The organism is Occallatibacter sp. (genome assembly GCF_035317045.1).
Classification (GTDB): Bacteria; Acidobacteriota; Terriglobia; order Terriglobales; family Acidobacteriaceae; genus Telmatobacter.
On sequence record NZ_DATHHT010000023.1, the window covers coordinates 33,667 to 49,978 of the forward strand.

The 16,312-nt window shown below is 58.0% G+C and carries 10 protein-coding genes; 6 read left to right on the forward strand and 4 right to left on the reverse strand.

All coding sequences use genetic code 11. From position 1 onward, the window contains the following. Window positions 1-338 precede the first annotated feature (338 nt). Window positions 339-3,611: a TonB-dependent receptor gene (locus tag VK574_RS10470; protein ID WP_472799793.1), complete on the forward strand. Its 3,273-nt coding sequence runs from the start codon at window positions 339-341 to the stop codon at window positions 3,609-3,611. Window positions 3,612-3,785: 174 nt separating this feature from the next. On the opposite strand, the gene VK574_RS10475 is transcribed toward VK574_RS10470, so the two are convergent. Then, window positions 3,786-5,003, reverse strand: coding sequence for a pyridoxal phosphate-dependent aminotransferase (locus tag VK574_RS10475; RefSeq protein ID WP_472799794.1), 1,218 nt, complete (start codon window positions 5,001-5,003; stop codon window positions 3,786-3,788). 334 nt (window positions 5,004-5,337) lie between these two features. Between VK574_RS10475 and VK574_RS10480 the strand changes: the two genes are divergently transcribed. The 5 genes from VK574_RS10480 (at window position 5,338) to VK574_RS10500 (ending at window position 11,489) form a co-directional block, all read left to right on the forward strand. Further along, window positions 5,338-6,552 (forward strand): ankyrin repeat domain-containing protein, encoded by a 1,215-nt coding sequence (locus VK574_RS10480; protein WP_472799795.1) that lies wholly within the window; start codon window positions 5,338-5,340, stop codon window positions 6,550-6,552. 232 nt (window positions 6,553-6,784) lie between these two features. Further along, window positions 6,785-8,578: a sodium:solute symporter family protein gene (locus VK574_RS10485; RefSeq protein WP_472799796.1), complete on the forward strand. Its 1,794-nt coding sequence runs from the start codon at window positions 6,785-6,787 to the stop codon at window positions 8,576-8,578. A 9-nt stretch (window positions 8,579-8,587) separates the two neighbouring features. Continuing rightward, window positions 8,588-8,794, forward strand: coding sequence for a hypothetical protein (locus VK574_RS10490; protein WP_472799797.1), 207 nt, complete (start codon window positions 8,588-8,590; stop codon window positions 8,792-8,794). 34 nt (window positions 8,795-8,828) lie between these two features. Beyond that, window positions 8,829-10,253 carry an L-fucose/L-arabinose isomerase family protein gene (locus VK574_RS10495; RefSeq protein WP_472799798.1) on the forward strand — a complete coding sequence of 475 codons (1,425 nt, stop codon included), beginning with the start codon at window positions 8,829-8,831 and terminating at the stop codon, window positions 10,251-10,253. Window positions 10,254-10,319: 66 nt separating this feature from the next. Further along, the gene (locus tag VK574_RS10500) at window positions 10,320-11,489 is read left to right on the forward strand and encodes a M24 family metallopeptidase (protein WP_472799799.1); all 1,170 of its coding nucleotides are present in this window, start codon (window positions 10,320-10,322) and stop codon (window positions 11,487-11,489) included. Between the two features lie 48 nt (window positions 11,490-11,537). Here the strand turns inward: VK574_RS10500 and VK574_RS10505 are convergent, their stop codons facing one another. The 3 genes from VK574_RS10505 to VK574_RS10515 all read right to left on the reverse strand — a co-directional run bounded on the left by VK574_RS10505 (window position 11,538) and on the right by VK574_RS10515 (window position 16,242). After that, a complete protein-coding gene (locus tag VK574_RS10505) occupies window positions 11,538-12,506 on the reverse strand; it encodes a COX15/CtaA family protein (RefSeq protein WP_472799800.1) in 969 nt (322 codons plus the stop codon). 81 nt (window positions 12,507-12,587) lie between these two features. Further along, window positions 12,588-13,784 (reverse strand): acetate/propionate family kinase, encoded by a 1,197-nt coding sequence (locus VK574_RS10510; RefSeq protein WP_472799801.1) that lies wholly within the window; start codon window positions 13,782-13,784, stop codon window positions 12,588-12,590. 46 nt (window positions 13,785-13,830) lie between these two features. Then, window positions 13,831-16,242, reverse strand: a complete 2,412-nt coding sequence (locus VK574_RS10515) for a phosphoketolase family protein (RefSeq protein ID WP_472799802.1) — start codon at window positions 16,240-16,242, stop codon at window positions 13,831-13,833. Between the last annotated feature and the right edge of the window lie 70 nt (window positions 16,243-16,312).

The window sequence follows — 16,312 nt, forward strand, 5'->3', positions numbered from 1 at the left end:
GGTGAGTTGAATCACGTAAACTGCGCATTAAAGTCACATGCAAGCCTCGTCTCTGCTTAAGACGCTCGTCTTTTCAGCATTGGAAAGAAGGAGGCAACCGAGCCATCGAGGCGTGAAAAAGCTAAGGATTTATCGGGTTTCCTTATTGCTTCCTTATTTGTTTGCAATCTATTGTTGGGAATGGAACCCCAACTCCATACTTTCCATCCTTCTAAACATCCCAAGAAAAAATAGGCCGCATTGCGGGCATTTTGACGCCCTGTTCGCCTTATAAGGCGGTCGCACTTTTCAAGGGCGCAGACCAACAATTCACTGAAGCTTCTGGAGGTCCGATGCAAATGGTTCATCGACATACCCGGCGTGTACTCAGCGCAATTCTGATGGCGGTTGCTCTCGTGGTCGCCTTGCCAGTCAGCAGCTTTGCCCAGACGTTCCGCGGCGGAATCAACGGAACCGTGACGGATCAGTCCGGTGCGGTTGTCGCAGGCGCAGCGGTCGAAGCCACGGATGCTGCTACAGGCGTAGCCCATAAGACCGTGACCTCCAGCGCCGGAGAGTACAGTTTTCAGGACATGCCGCTCGGCGCCTACACCGTCAAGATATATGGCTCCGGCTTCAGGGAATCTGTGATCAAGAACGTGCCGGTGACAGCGGGCGTAATCTACACGCTGCCTGTGAAGCTTTCGGTGCAGGCTACCGGCGAAACCGTCGAGGTATCTGCATCGGGCCTTGCGCTCGATACCACTTCGGCCACGCAGACGACCGATATTCCGGAGACGACGGTTCAGGACATTCCTTTGAACGGCCGCGACTTCACCCAAATGATCGGCCTGGCGCCGGGCTTTGCCGGATACGCATTGGGCGGCTTCGGCTCCGTCAATGGTACGCGCGGAAATCAAGTGAATTGGCAGATCGATGGCGCCGACAACAACGATTGGTGGCATAACATTCCTGCCGTCAACCAGGGCGGCGTTGAAAACATCGCCGGTGTTACGTTGCCCATCGATTCCATTGAAGAATTCAGCCTGCAGACTCAGTCTTCTGCCGAAGTCGGACGAAATCCTGGCGGAAGCGTGAACCTGGTCACCAAGTCCGGTACCAACACCCTGCATGGCTCCATTTATTACTACGAAAGAAACCAAGCCCTAGCTAAGACCAACCCCTTCAATACGCTTGGCGATTTGCCTCTTGAGAATGTGCAGTGGGGCGCTTCACTTGGCGGTCCTTTCTACAAGGATCACACATTCTGGTTTACCAATTTCGAGAAGCAGAAGTTCAACATTGCAACCGGCAACTCGGGTCTTGAGCCGAATGCCTATTACCAGACAGCAGCCCTGCAATTGCTGAACGATGCGGATGTCCCGGTTGATGCGGCCACCCAGAAACTGCTCTCGATTTTGTGGCCCGCGAACCTGCTGACCGGAACAACACCAGGCTTCTTCCAGTCGGCGGCGCCCGAATTCGGATATAGCTACAACGGCGTTGCCAAAATCGATCACACCTTCAACGCAAAGCACAGCATCTACGCGCGCGCTTTCATGGGTCAGGGCAATCAGACGGCGCCGGTGGGAACGACCGACATCAATCCCTACTTCTTCGAAATCGGCCCGCTTCACGTCTACAATTTCTCGGCCGGTCACAACTGGGTGATCTCGCCTTCGATCAGCAACAGCGTCACGGCCGCAGTGAACTATTTCAATCAGACCTTCTCCGATGCAAACACGAACTTCACAAGCGTGACCGATGCCGGTTTCATCACCGGTGCGCCGTTCCCGAATGCGCCGAATATTCAGATCGGCAACGATTTTGAAACAACAGGCAACACGCCTCCCGAAGGCCGTCAGGACGTGACGGGAGTGATTGACGAAGCGTTCAACATCGTCAAGGGTAAACATCAGCTTCGTATCGGCGGCGAATTTCGTCGTGCCCAGGTGGATGAGTTCTACCACCGCCACGCTATCGGCAACTATCAGTTCCTCGGCGGGCAAGGACCGAATGGCGACGGCTCGACAGCTTGGAATACAGATGATCAGGACGTTGCGTCGCTTGCTGATTTTCTCGCCGGCTACCTGACCAAAGCTTCCATCGCTGTTGGAAATCCGGAGCGCACAGTATTTTCGTCCGGCTACGATATATTCGCCCAGGACAGCTTTCAGGCAACCCAGAGCCTGAATTTCAACTTTGGCATTCGCTACGACTACATGCAGCCGATGCATGACAGCAAGAAGGATCTCTCTGTCTTCAGACCGGGACTGACTACTAGTGGCATCGCCTTCCAGGGCACGGACATTAGCAGTATCTTCGAGCCCGATCACACCAGCTTCAGCCCGCGCATCGGCTTCAGCTACAAGCCGGCAAATTCACCGACAACTGTGATCCGTGGTGGCGCCGGAATCTTCTTCGATACGCCGAATGCGAACCCGTTCCTGGATAATCGTCCAGGCAACTCGGCACCGAACGGACTCGAAGGAAATCCCGGCGGCAGCAATCCGGTATTCACCCTTACCACCGCAGCAAGTACGGGAAGCCCCGTTCTCATTGTCCCCGGCCAGGAAATCATTCAGACTGAGACGCTCTCGTGCGCAGCGAATCCCTGCGGAGTTTTCAGCGTCGACAAGAACTTCCGCTCACCGTACAACGTTAACTTCAACCTGCAGATCGAGCGGCAGGTCGGCAAGGCCTTCTTCCAGCTCGGATATGTCGGCAGTGAAGGTCGCAAGCTTCTGAGCCTTCTGAATATCAACCAGCCTCATCTCGGCGGAGCTCCCGGTGCCTACACAGGCAGCGACGGCGCATTCGGAGGAAACCTCTACTCTGACATCAACCAGATCGAGAGCATTGGCACGTCGAACTACAACTCGCTTCAGGCTGTGTTCCGCACCTCGAGCTGGCATGGCGTGATTGCTCAGACCTCATATACATGGGGACATAACCTCGACGAAGTGACGCAATATCGCGGTGCGCTGCCGCAGGACAGCTACAACTTCAAGGGCGATTACGGCAACTCTGATTTCGATACGCGCAATGGTTTCAAGGGATACGTGAACTACTTGATCCCATCGGCACCAGCGATGAAGCTGCTGACAGGAGGATGGGAGCTCAACACGGCATTCGCATTCAACGGCGGCCAGCCCATCACTGTCTTTAACGGCGATGACACCAGCGGCACCGACGAATTCACGCAGCGCGTTAACCGGGTGTCGAATCCGTTTGCGGGAATCAGCCATAGCATTCAAACCGCGAACGGAAGCAAATTTGTTCAGTGGTTCAACCCGAATGCATACGTTGAACCGCCGGCAAACACCTGGGGAACAGAAGCCCGCAACAGTATCTATGGACCGGGATATTCCGATGTGGATCTTTCGGTAATCAAGAATACGAAGATTCCGATTAATGACTTCCCGGTGAACGTGCAGTTCCGTGCTGAAATGTTCAACCTGTTCAACCGCGTAAACCTCGCCAGCCCCGCCTGCACGCAGCTCTGCAACGACTACTTCGGCGGCGGCAGCTTTGGCAGGACGGGATCGACGATCGGTTCCGGCAACTTCTCGCCGGGCATTGGTCCTGGGGAACCCTTCAACGTTCAGCTGGCGATGAAGATACTGTTCTAATGGAAACTCCAGTGAACTGAATCTGCGGTCCGATTCAATCAACCGGATGCCGGTCGCCTTCAAGCGACCGGCATTCTTGCAGAGCCTCGCCGTTCTCTCCACTTCCAGCAAAAAGCCCCGTCCGAAGACGGGGCTTTCAACCTAAGAACTGAAAACTGACGACTGAAAACTGTGTTACGACAGGTGCGTGAAGGGCGTCCGTTGCAAACGCCGCGGCAACTCGGGCGGGGCGAGCCCGGCAGTGTTGCTGCCCATCACGGCGGTGAAGTCCTTGCGGAAGGCCGCCATCTCGTCGGGTGTGCCGACGGTGATGCGGAGGCTGTTGGGCCATGCGGGCCAGATACGTCCCACATACATGTCCTTCGCTGCCAGCGCGGCCTGAACTTCCTTGCCGGGCTTGCGAACATCGAGCATAAAGCAATTGCTTTCGGACGGCGTGGTCGCAAAGCCCTGACTCTTGAGCCATGCGATAGTCTCAACGCGCGTGTCGGCAACGATCTTTTTGCGTGTCGGGACAAGGTCGGCATCGAGCAGGCTGGCCTTGGCCGCGGCAACAGCGGTAACGGGCAGCGCATTCATTCCCCCGAACGCAGTGATCTTCGCCAGCAGATCGGGACGGCCGACGGCGAATCCCATGCGAATGCCGGCCATGCCATACAGCTTCGAGAAGGTGCGGAGAACGATGACGTTCTTGCCTTCCTTCACGAAGTCGAGCGAGCGCGGTGCGTCGCAGAGATGGATGTAGGCCTCGTCGATCAGCACCACCGCGTCCTTGGGGGCATTGGCCACGACGTATTCGATATCGCTGCGCGGGGTGCAGGTGCCGGTGGGATTATTGGGATTGCAGATGTAGATCACGCCTGCGTTCGAAGCGGCGGCCAGCATGGCCCTGACGTCGTGCTTGGCTTCGCCCTTGGGATCGGCCAGCGGCACCTTGAGAATCTGTGCGCCACTTACCTTGGCTGCCCACATGGGCGCTTCGTAGCCGGGATCGGCGACCACCAGCGGCCTGTCCTTGCTGGTGAACGCGAGCACCGTGTAGTGCAGCGGCTCGCTCGAACCGGCAAAGGGAGCAATCGACTCGACGCTCAGCCCTTCCTGCTTGGCGAAGATTTCAACCAATTCTGCTTCACCGTTGAAGAGGTAGCGGCCGCCCCGTGGAACGATGTTGACGATGGCCTGGCGCGCACCTTCCGAGGGGCCCATCGGGTTCTCGTTGGCATCGATGTGGATGCCCTTGTTCGGGTCGGCAAATTTGGGGCGGTCGGCGTAGGCGAGATGCGCCTCGGTGACGATGGGCAGGCTGGCCAGCGCGGAGGCTCCGGCGGCGAAACGGAAGAAGCTGCGGCGCGAAATTCCACTAGGAGCTAAAGGATCGACGGTCGGGTACATCGGCAGGACTCCTTAGGTTGGGAATGGAGTTGGACAGACCACCGCCGCGAACGCGGCGAAAGACAAGACCGGAGGAAAGAGGATGAAAGGAAGGGGAATGACAGTCCCATAACTCAAGGTATCGCTCCGGGCCAGCAAAAACAAGAAGGAAATGCGGTTCTGCAGGTCGAATTTGATGGTGCGAGACCGAGGTAAATTCTGCTAACCTGCGGTCAGCGCCAGGGACGCATCCGGTCCGCGGAAAGGGCTTTAAGCCCACCCGATTTACCCAATTCCACACACCTTCTTTCAGCCCGCACCGCGGACATCGGGCGCAACAATGAAAGGAGGCTGCATGTCCGCCGATTCTCCTCATCTACTTCCGGAACGTCCCAATCTTCGCCACCTCAAGGACCAGGCAAAAGCACTTCTCAAGGCTGGCAAAGCCGCGTCGCTCAGCGAGTCGCAACTGAAGGTTGCACGCATGTACGGCTTCTCAAGCTGGCCCCGTCTGAAAGCGCATGTCGACGAGAAGAACCTGGGGTTAGAAGTGAACGAGTTGAAGCAGGCGATCGATGCCAATGATCTCGATCGCGTGAAACATATGATGAAGCGGAACACCGCGCTGCATCGCGCTCCAATCGGCTACGGCAAGAATGGGCCGCTCACCTGGGTAGCGGAATGCCGCGTCCCCTGGGAACCACCAACTCCAGTCAGACTCGCAATGGCGCAATGGATGATCGACAACGGGTCGGACATCCACCAGGGGAGCGACGGTCCGCTGATGCGCGCGGCGCTCCGGGATGATCGCATTCCGATGATGGAACTGCTCTTTCGCAACGGTGCGGACGTGAACGCTGAGTGGGGAGGTTTCTTCCCAATCATTTTCGCGCCATGCGAAACGCTCGCGCCGGAATCGCTGCGATGGCTGATCGACCATGGCGCCAATCCCGATTGTGCGAGAGCTGGGCGAAAATATCCGGACACAGCACTGGACTATGTGATTGGCACGTATTCACGGTCAGAAAGGCTCGCCCGATGCATCGATACTCTGCTCGCCGCCGGCTGTCCGGCGAGACGCAACATTCCCGCAGTCCTCGAGATTCTGCGCGGACGCATCGATCGGCTGGGCGAACTTCTCGATGCCGATCCTGGGTTGGTGAGTCGCCGATTCGGTGAGCTCGATTTCGGAAGCACGGGAAATCGCAGCCTGACGCTTCGCGGGGGCACACTTCTGCACGTCGCAGCGGAATATGGAAATGTCGAGGCGGCCCAGCTGCTTCTGAGTCGCGGCGCGGTTGTCGACGCGTGCGCTGAGATCGACGAAGCTGGTGCAGGAGGACAGACACCACTCTTCCACGCGGTTTCGCAGTTCTTTGATTTCGGTTTGCCCATCGCGGAATTTCTGGTGATGCACGGCGCCGATCTCGGGGTTTCAGCCAGGATTCCGGGGCACTATGACCGCCCTGAAGAGGTAGTCGAATCCACGCCCTTTGGATATGCGCTGTTATTCCCGGGCGGCGAAAACAAGACGACGGCATTCCTTCGAGCGGCGCGCGCGCCTGGGTAGCGAATTTGTCAACCATCCGTACGTGTTGTGCTTACGGCCAACTGTGGTAGACTCCGTGCCGGAAAACGTACCCCTTTGCAACGGCTCGAATTCCTCGGGGGGTTCTGCGCCGCGAATTACGAGCCACGATTGTTTTGTATGAGAGCTTGACAACTATTGGAGTAAACCCATTTACTTATGGGCGAACGTCCGCGTCGCAACTGGATGTATTCACCCGATTGCAGGTGATTCAATGCTCGCTTCAATTCCAGGTTTAACGGCCGTTGGAATGCCCCCTTCTCCCGCGGCGCTTGTCGCCCTTGCCGCACCATCGCTCGCACATTTGAGTTGGCTCGATATCGCCATTATCGCGATCTACTTCGTGATGGTGATCTGGATCGGCTTCTACCTGAAAGGCCAGGCCAACACCAGCGAAGAATTCTTCATGGCCGGCCGCGAGATGACGGCGTGGATCGCTGGCTTGAGTTTCGTATCTGCCAATCTCGGCTCGCTGGAACTGATGGGCTGGGCAGGCTCCTCCTACCAATACGGAATCCTGGCCGCACACTGGTATTGGGTCGGCGCCATCCCCGCCATGCTCTTTCTCGGCATGATCATGATGCCCTTCTACTACGTCTGCAAAACTCACTCCGTCCCCGGTTACCTGAAGCTTCGCTACGGACAGGGATCCAGCACCGTGGCCGCAGTCTCTTTCGCATTCATGACTGTTCTCATGAGCGGCGTGAACATGTTCGCCATGGCGGAAGTGATGAAGATCGTTCTCGGCTGGGATCTGAACTTCTCAATCATTGTTTCCTCCCTCGCGGTTGCCGCGTATGTCGCGCTTGGCGGACTGCGCTCGGCCATCTTCAACGAAGTCCTCCAGTTCGTGCTCATCTGGGGCGGCGCAATGCTGGTTCCTATCCTCGGGCTGGTTGAAGCCGGAGGCTGGAACGGATTCAAGGCCAAACTCGCGCACAACATCGCGACCGGCGCAACGGCTCCAGGCGACTACACACACATGTGGCGAAGTATGGGCCACTTTGCCGATAATCCGATGGGTATCCACTGGACCGGCATACTATTTGGCCTCGGATTTGCCATCAGCTTCGGCTACTGGACTACCGACTTTCTCGTTGTCCAGCGCGTACTCGCCGCCAACAGCCTGCGTTCCGCGCGGCTGGCTCCGGTGATCGGGTCGTTCTTCAAGATGGCGGTGCCATTCATCGTCATCCTTCCTGGCCTGCTCGGTCTTGTGGTTCTGCAGAACGCCGACGGAAGCCTGATGCATCTGGTCGGCGAAAACGTGGTCGCCGCGCACCCTGGCGCGGGCCTGCATAGCTATAACGAAGTGCTGCCGCTGATGATGGTGCGCTATCTGGGACCAGGCTTGCTCGGGCTCGGAATCACCGCACTCATCGCCGGATTCATGAGCGGTATGGCAGGCAACGTGAGCGCCTTCACCGCCATCTTCACCTACGACATCTACCAGCCGCACATCGTCAAGCATGCCAGGGACGAGCACTATGTTCTCGTCGGCCGCATCGTGACCATTGTCGGCGTGGTCATCTCCATCGGCGCAGCGTACCTCGTCATGCATGCTGCCGGCATCATGGATTACGTGCAGGCGCTCTTCAGCTTCTTCATCTCGCCGCTGCTGGGCGTGGTGCTGCTGGGCATGTTCTGGAAGCGGGCCACTAAGGCCGGCGGATTTTGGGGCCTGCTTATGGGAACTCTCACCTCCATCGGGCTCTGGGCGTGGGTGTATTTCTACCCACCGGCGCTTCGTTATGTGGCTCTTTCGCCTGACGCGAAAAACATGGCCGAGAACATGTACCGCGCCCTCTGGTCCGTTAGCACAGCGGTCGGCGTCAACGTGATTGTCAGCCTGTTAAGCAAGCCGCGACCCCTTGCCGAGCTGGCCGGAGTGGTCTATGGCGCGACGCCGCTGCCCATCGAGGAGCCGGTTCCCTTGTACAAGAACGAATGGTTCTGGACGGCGATCGCCATCGTTATCTTCCTCGCCCTCAACATCTACTTCTGGTAAGGAGAACTTATGCACTCGACAGCCATCCCGATCTGGTTCTTCATCGGCGTCTTGCTCACCGTTTACGGCGCGCTGATTCTCGGTTACGGCCTCTACGAGCTAAGTACCGGAACCATGGCAGTCCCTAACTACCACGCCTCAGTCTGGTGGGGCGCGCTCATGCTGATTCTCGGCCTGTTTTACAGCCTGCGCTTTCGTCCGGGCCGCAACGGGTAACGTTTCACTGTGTCACTTCAAGGAGTAAAAGAAAATGGAAGCACAACGAAAAATGACATTCGGCGTAATCGTCGGCAATCGCGGATTCTTTCCTGATCACCTTGCCAAAACAGGGCGCGAAGAAATCATCTCAGTACTCGAGGCAGCAGGCGCGCGCGCAATTGTCCTTGGCCCGGAGCAATCAAAATACGGTGCGGTGGAAACCTACACAGAGGCACAACACTGCGCCGAGCTGTTCAAGAAGCATGCCGAAGAGATCGACGGCATTATCTTGACGCTTCCGAATTTCGGCGAAGAGCGCGGCATTGTTGATGCGATTCGTCTTTCGGGGCTGAAGGTTCCGGTGCTGGTGCAGGCCACACCTGACCGCTCCGAAGCCATGACGATTGCCACGCGGCGCGACAGCTTCTGCGGCAAGATGTCCGCCTGCAACAACATGATGCAGTACGGCATCAACTACTCGCTGACGACGCTGCATACCGAAGCGCTTACATCGGCGGAGTTCAAGGCTGACCTCGAATGGTTCTCGGCCGTCTGCCGTATCGTAAAGGGCCTCAAGAATCTGCGGATCGGCGCTATCGGCGCGCGTCCTACGGCATTCAACACGGTCCGCTACTCCGAGCGCATCTTCGAAACCAACGGCATTACGATTGAGACGATTGATCTGTCAGAGATCTTCGGCCGCATCAATCGCATGAAGGACAACGACGACGCGGCGCAGGGCAAGCTGGCTGCGATCAAGAAGTATGTAACAACGTCGGGCATCCCTGAAGAATCGCTGCTGAAGATGGCAAAACTCGGAGCGGTGATTGACGGCTGGATGAAGACCGCTCCGGTTACGATCAGCGCGGTGCAATGTTGGACATCGATGGAAGAGTTTTTCGGCGTCGTGCCCTGCACGATTATGAGCATGATGAGCGACAACCTCCTCCCCTCAGCTTGCGAAACGGATGTGCCCGGCACCTTGAGCATGTACATGCTTGCCTTGGCCTCCGGGACACCCTCGGCGTTGCTCGATTGGAACAACAACTACGGCAGCCATCCTGACAAGTGCGTGTGCTTCCACTGCTCCAACCTGCCTAAGCACTTCTTCAAAGAGGTCAAGATGGACTACCAGGAGATCATCGCCGGCACGGTGGGCAAACTGAACACCTTTGGCACCTGCGTGGGACGCGTGAAGGCGGGCGGGATGAGCTTTGCGCGCTACTCCACCGACGATCGCCGCGGCATCGTGCGCGGATATACCGGCGCAGGCCGCTTCACAGATGATCCGCTCGAGACCTTTGGCGGCGCCGGCGTAGCGGAGATTCCGCAATTGCAGAAGCTGCTGAAGTTCATTTGCCGCGAGGGATTCGAACACCATGTTGCCGCAAACTTCAGCGACGTGTCGAAATCGGTGCACGAGGCTGCCCGCTACCTTGGATGGGAAAGCCACTATCACCCGCAACTCGAGGACTGATTCATTTGCGTGCAAAGGCGGGCGTCGACTGCTGCGTCGCCGTCCAAATTTGTTTGAGGAGATTTTATGGATACGGCAAGCATGACCAAGCGGATCAATAAAGACCTGGTAGTAAATGGGACCACAATCGTAACCGAAGCAGCGTGGAACGAGGAATTGAATGCGAAGCATGACAAGCTTGTCACTTGGCTTCGTGCGCAGGAACTCGAAGGCGTGCTTCTTCGCCGGCACGAAAACATTGCCTGGCTGACGGGCGGTGCGGCGGAGGTTCGCGTATTGACGCCGGGCGAAACCGGAGTGGCTTCGCTGCTGGTGACGGCGGAGGGCAAGCGTTACTACTTCACCACCGAGAACGAAGCGCCCCGCCTGCAGGACGAAGAATTTTGCGCGCTCGACTTCGAGCCTGTGGTGTTTCCCTGGTTTGCCGACAGTACGTTTGAGACGGCGCAGCGATTGGCCGGCGCCCATCTCGGCTCTGACACTGCGGGTCCCGGGCTGATACCGGTTAATCTTTATCCGCTGCGCCAGTCCTTGAACGAGAGCGAAATTGCGCGCTACCGCTGGCTGGGAGCGCAGACGGCCGACGCAACCGTTGTGTCGCTCCAAGAGGTCGAACCCGGCTTGAGTGAATACGATCTCGAAGCGCTTACGGCGGCGAATCTTCTGCGGCGCGGCATTATGCCGTCGGTCTATCTCTTTGCTGCGGACGACCGCATCTACAAATACAAGCACGCGGTGGCGCGGGGTGCGCGGCTAAAGAAATTCGGGATGCTCAACCTCTGCTCGCGCAAGTGGGGCCTGGCGATTTCGATTACGCGCTTCGTACATTTCGGCGAACTTCCGGCAGAGCTTGGTGCGAGATTTAGATCGTCTGCACAGGTGAATGCGGCATTGTTGGATGCGACGAGGGTCGGCGCGACTTCGGCTGAGCTGTTCCGCGCGGCACAGGCTGCGTATGCTGCCGAAGGATTTCCCGGCGAAGAGCGGTTTCATCACCAGGGTGGGCCTACCGGTTATGGCGAGCGCGAGTGGGTTGCAACGCCCGACGGGAAGCAGACCGTCGTCAATCACCAGGCCTTCGCATGGAATCCGAGTATTCGCGGCGGGAAGGCGGAAGATACGGTCATTCTGCGCGGTGAGGAGATTGAGTGGCTGACGGCGACGCCGGAACTGCCTGTGATCAATGCGACTGTAAACGGAATCGTCTATCCAGCGGCTGGAGTGCTGGTGAGATAAGGCAGGGATGAGGGATTAGGGAACAGGGAGTAATAGCAGATTCCTGAGTTACTCCGCCGCTTTTGTACCTATCGGCTGCAGTGTTAATCGCGCGGTGAGCACGACAAGCGCGGCCCACAAAATATCAGCACCTAAGAGATGCGCGACCTGCAGCCACACCGGGGCCAGCAGCACTACATCGAGTACGCCCAGAACGTACTGAGCGGCAAGCAGGATCAATACCAGCGCCGACAATCCGCGATTGTCCCATTCGGTAGTCCGCTGGGCTGCGCGCACTAGGATCCAGATCAGGAAAATGCTCGCCAGAAACGCGATCGTTGGGTGCGTCCATCTCCAGCGCACGAGCCAACCGCTTGTTGAAGAAAAATCTGCGGCCAGCGCGGATCCAAGCGACGTTGCCGGGAAGAGCGTGTCCCCAAGCGCAGCTAGCGATCCTGTCACTCCCACGCCGAGCACAACCAGGATCCCGGCGATTGCGCCAGATGGAGCAACCAAGCGAATTTCGCCGCGCATGTATCCGCGTTTGCGGCTCAGCAGGTGTGCGGTGAGCGTGAGCGCGGCCAGCAGCAGGAGCGTGTTGGTGAGATGGAGCGCGAGATACCAGGGCCGCAGCGGCGACTGGCTCTGTGCAGTCAGACCTAGCTTGACCAGCATGGCGCCCAAGATCGCCTCAATGAGCGTGAACCCGACCGCCGCCACCGACGCCCTGCGGGCCAAATGCCCACGCATGGTTGCAGCAAAGGTCCATACGAGCAGGGCCACCGCAGAGAAGAACGACAGTCCGCTGGTGATGCGGTGCGTGAATTCGATGATCGTGTTCGCGCTGGCGGAATATTGCATTACCGTTCCGTTGCACAAGGGCCAGTGATTGCCGCAGCCCGCGCCCGCGCCTGTGGCCCGCACCACCGCACCCCACAGGATAACGGCGACGAAATAGGCGAGCACTCCCCACGCAAAGCTGCGAAGAGCCTTCGACGGCGGGGGTTTAAGGCGAATCGGAGTTGCGACAGTATGCATGAAAGCTCAGTTCGCGTTCATTTATCAGTTTAGAACAACGGCCATTCCGTGTGGGTTGGATGCCGGCTTTTGCGGTAAGCGTCAGTCACCCAGCAGGCGCACGACATGATTCACAATCATCAGGTCTTCGGCAGGCGGGATCACGCGAACCTGGACGCGCGAAGTGTCGGCCGAAATCACCGCTTCGCCGCGCACGTTGTTCCGTTCCGGATCGATTACGATGCCCAGCGCTCCCAACCCCGCACAGACTTCGGCGCGGCATGCGATGTCGTTTTCGCCGATGCCCCCGGTAAACACGAGCATGTCGAGTCCGCCCAGCTCTGCAATATAGCCGCCAATCCACTTCTGGATCGTCCAGACGAATTTGTCCACGGCCAGTCGCGCCTTTGCGTTGCCTTTGCTGATAGCCTCGCGCAGATCGCGCATGTCATTGGACAAATCGCTGACGCCTAGCAGGCCAGCCTTCTTGCTCGCAACGGCCTCCAGCTTGTCCGCGGCCTCGCTTGCGTCGCTGGTAGTCTCCGCAATTTTGCGGAGGATGAACAACAGCACGCCGGGGTCGATGTCGCCGGTGCGGGTTCCACTGATGATGCCGCCGGTCGGTGTGAGGCCCATCGAGGTATCCAGGCAGACGCCATTGCGAATGGCGGAGATCGAAGCGCCGTTGCCCAGGTGCGCCGCAATCAGCTTCTCCGGAACGTTCGGCTGCAACTGGTAAACAATCGACTCGTAAGAGATTCCGTGTGCTCCAAAACGCCGCACACCCATCGCCGAGTACTCCTCCGGGATCGGCATGTGCATTACCACTTCCGGCATTGTGCGATGAAAATAAGAGTCGAGGCACACAAAGTTTGGCACGCCGGGGAACAGACGCAGCGACTCACGCATGATGTACACGGCGATCGGCGTGTGCAGTGGCGCAAACGCGGTGTACTTCTCCATTTCGTCGATCAGCGCCGGCGTGATGAGCTGATTTTCAAGAACCGTCGGACCACCGCAGACCATGCGGTGACCGATGGCTGCAGGGGCAGGGAAGTCCTTTGAGTGAAGCGCGTCCGCGACCAGGCTGAAGGCTACGGCGCGGGTCGGTAGAGCAGGCGTCTGATCCACCAGCTTGTTGCCGCCGGCATCCTTGATCCAGAACTTGCCAAGATCGGTGCCGATCCCGTCGACCGCACCTTCATGAAGTTTGGTGCGCCGGCCATTGCCGGCTTCGTAGATTGCAAATTTGATAGAAGACGAACCGCTGTTCAAAACCAAAATCGGTAAAGACGACATTCAAAAGAACCCCATGCTTTCAATCTGAACTTCTTCCAATGAAGATCTATTGTGTTTTATCCGGCTGCCACTTCCAGTTCTGAATCTCGGGCAGATCTTCGCCATTTTCCGAAACGTAGAGCCGGTGCCGCTGTATCTCCTCGGAGTACCATTGACGCGCCTCGTCGACCTGCGCTGCCAGCCGCGAAACGCGCGTAATGGCGTCGAGTGCGAGCTGGAATCGATCGATATTGTTCAGCACGCACATGTCAAAGGGAGTGGTCGTTGTGCCCTCTTCCTTGTAGCCGCGCACGTGCAGGTTGTCGTGATTATGCCTGCGGTATGTGAGCCGATGGATACCCCATGGATATCCGTGGAAAGCAAAAATCGTCGGCACCTTAGGTGGGAAAACGAGGTCGTATTCCTCGTCCGACAGCCCATGCGGGTGCTCGGATGATGGCTGCAGCGTCATCAGGTCAACTACGTTGACAAAGCGAATGCGCAGGTCGGGCGCCTGCGTGCGAAGCAGCATCACCGCGGCGAGCGCTTCCATCGTCGGCACGTCGCCGCAACTCGCGATCACAACATGGGGATCGCCGTTGTCGTTCGAGGCCCACTTCCAGATTCCCAAGCCCGTGGTGCAGTGCGCGACAGCTTCATCCATCGTGAGCCACTGCGGAGCAGGCTGCTTTCCGGCAACGATCAGGTTGATGTAGTTCTTGCTGCGCAGGCAGTGGTCGGCGACGGAGAGCAGGGTGTTCGCATCGGGTGGAAGATAGATGCGCACCACGTCGGCCTTCTTGTTCACCAGGTGATCGATGAACCCCGGATCCTGGTGCGAGAAGCCGTTATGATCCTGCCGCCACACCAGTGAACTGAGCAGGTAGTTGAGCGATGCGATCGGCTTGCGCCACGGAATCTGACGCGTCACCTTCAGCCACTTGGCATGTTGATTCACCATCGAATCGATGATGTGGATGAAGGCTTCGTAGCAGTTGAAGAATCCGTGACGGCCCGTGAGCAGGTAGCCTTCGAGCCAACCCTGGCACATGTGTTCGCTCAGGATCTCCATGACGCGGCCAGTGCGCGAAAGGTCTTCGTCAACCGGAAGCGTCTCGGCCTCCCAGGTTTTTCCGGTTCCGACGATTACATCCTGCAGGCGGTTTGAGGCTGTTTCATCGGGCCCGAAGACGCGGAAGTTCTTCGTGTCCTTGTTCGCTTCCATCACCGCATGCAGTAATTTGCCCAGCACGCGGGTGGACTCTGCGGTCGTCGCTCCAGGCGTGTCGACCTTCACCGCAAAATTGCGGAAGCTCGGCACTTTCAACGGCTGCCACAGCAGGCCGCCGTTGGCATGTGCATTCATGCCCATGCGTAGCCGGCCCTTTGGCGCGATATCGGCCAGATCTTCCCGGAACGCGCCTTTCTCGTCGAACAGTTCTTCAGGCTTGTAACTGCGCATCCAGTCTTCCAGCAGGCGCAGGTGATCGGGCTTCTCGCGCAGTTCAGCGAACGGAACCTGGTGAGCGCGCCAAGTGCCTTCCACCGGCTTGCCATCGACTTCCTTCGGGCCGGTCCAGCCTTTGGGCGTGCGCATGATCAGCATTGGCCATGCCGGTCGATCCGTCGATCCGCCTTCACGCGCAGCTTTCTGGATAGCTGCGATGCGATCGAATATTTTGTCGAAGACCGCCGCAGCTTTCTGGTGCATGGTTGCAGGGTCGTGGCCTTCCAGGGTGAATGGCTCGTATCCATAGCCCCGCATCAGGTCTTCAAGTTCCGCATGAGGAATGCGCGCCAGGACCGTAGGATTTGCGATCTTGTAGCCATTCAGGTGAAGGATCGGCAGTACCGCGCCATCGGTTGACGGATTGATGAATTTGTTTGAATGCCAGCTCGTGGCCAGCGGTCCGGTTTCTGCTTCGCCGTCACCCACCACGCATGAAACGATCAGGTTGGGATTATCGAAGGCTGCGCCATACGCGTGCACAAGGGAATAGCCGAGTTCTCCGCCCTCGTGGATGGAGCCCGGGGTCTCCGGCGCAACGTGGCTTGGAATGCCATAGGGCCAGCTGAACTGCCGGAAGAGGCGCTTGATGCCGTCGCGATTCTGCTCGATGTGCGGATAGATCTCGGAATACGAGCCCTCTAGGTAAGTATTCGCGACGAGTCCGGGTCCACCGTGTCCGGGACCGATGACGTAAATCATGTCAAGGTGGCGTTCGCGGATCAGGCGGTTCCAATGCACGTAAAGGAAGTTGAGCCCGGGCGTGGTGCCCCAGTGGCCAAGGAGACGCGGCTTCACGTCGTCGAGCGTAAGGGGACGTTCAAGCAGTGGATTGTCTTTGAGATAGATCTGACCGACGGAGAGATAGTTAGCGGCGCGCCAGTAGGCGTCCATCTTTTGCAACTGCTCGGGACTGAGAGGGCCTTCGCTTTTTGCCTCGGCCCGTTTGATTTCTTTTGTCGCGGTGGTCATGAGGGCACCTTGGGGGAAGATTCCCGTTCCAATTCAGCCTAGCAGCGAAGTGTTAACGCCGGGGGTGATT